Source organism: Actinoplanes sp. NPDC051633 (genome assembly GCF_040681735.1).
Classification (GTDB): Bacteria; Actinomycetota; Actinomycetes; order Mycobacteriales; family Micromonosporaceae; genus Actinoplanes.
The window spans coordinates 1-1,072 of the sequence record NZ_JBFAZH010001811.1 but is presented as its reverse complement, the minus strand read 5'-3'; the positions used below and the strand labels follow the sequence as shown (position 1 = coordinate 1,072).

At 68.3% G+C, this 1,072-nt stretch carries 2 protein-coding genes; one reads left to right on the top strand and one right to left on the bottom strand.

What is annotated here, in order from left to right:
* Positions 1-86: 86 nt before the first annotated feature.
* Positions 87-497 (bottom strand): ester cyclase, encoded by a 411-nt coding sequence (locus AB0M20_RS45380; RefSeq protein WP_364307867.1) that lies wholly within the window; start codon positions 495-497, stop codon positions 87-89.
* A gap of 72 nt (positions 498-569) precedes the next feature.
* Here AB0M20_RS45380 and AB0M20_RS45375 point away from each other — a divergent pair, with 72 nt between their 5' ends.
* Positions 570-1,061, top strand: coding sequence for an RICIN domain-containing protein (locus AB0M20_RS45375; protein WP_364307865.1), 492 nt, complete (start codon positions 570-572; stop codon positions 1,059-1,061).
* Positions 1,062-1,072 lie beyond the last annotated feature (11 nt).

The following is a 1,072-nucleotide window of genomic DNA, read 5'->3' as shown; positions in this document are numbered from 1 at the left end:
GGGGCTTCGGGCTCGTCGCGCGGCTGCGGGTCCCGGGCGCCGGCGAGATGACGATCTACGAGCCGCGTTACGACCCGCCGGCCACCTCACTCTGACGGAGAAGCAAGCGGCTTCTCGAGCTGCGCTGCGATGGCCGCACGGTCGATCAGCGACGACACCGAGGCTATGCGGCCGTCGCGGAAGTCGTAGAAGACGTGTTCGGCGAAGACGATCCGCCTGCCGTCCGACCGCAGGCCGAGGAACTCGCCCTGCGGCGTGCAGTCGAAGAGGATGCGGCAGGCCACCCGCTCGCCGTCGGTGACCACGATCCGCGCGTCGTAGAAGAGATCCGGGACCGCGGCCACGTCACGGGCGATCAGGTCCCCGTAATCCTGACGGGTCAGGGCCTCGCCGTTGTAGGTCAGCTCGTCGTGCACGAAGTGCACCAGATCGTCGAAGCGCCGCTCGTTGAGCGCGGCAAGGTAGGCGCGATACAGGCCCGCAAGATCTTCGCTCATACCGGACCCTAACCGGGCCACGGCTTCTCGCACCGTTGCCTTCCGCCGTATCACTGCATCCGCGGACGGGCCGTGTTGGTGGCCGGCGCCACCGCAGTGATGATCCCGTCGCCGGCCCAGGCGGCCGCCTACTACCAGGTGGTGAACCGTCAGTGGGACCAGTGCCTGAGCGTCGAGGGCGGCTCCACCCAGCATGCCGCCGACGTCATCGTGGAGCGCTGCGACGCGGCCCCCCAGCGGCTGTGGACCAAGGTGCCCGCGGAGAAGGTGGGCACCGTTCAGTACTTCTACCTGAAGGTCCAGCACACGGACATGTGCCTGAACGTGGCCTACTACGGGCAGGCCGACGGCGATGACGTGGTCCAGGCGACCTGTTCCGGGTCGGTGAACGAGCAGTGGGCGTTCACCGATGTCAAGGACACCGGCCATCAGCTGCTGACGGCCCGGCACAGCGGCAAGTGCCTGGACAAGGCGTGGGGCGGCGACGTCGTCCAGTGGAGATGCCACGGCGGCGTCGACAACTGGTGGCAGCAGTGGCGACTGGCCTACATCAGCGGGCAGTGACGACCCGGCCC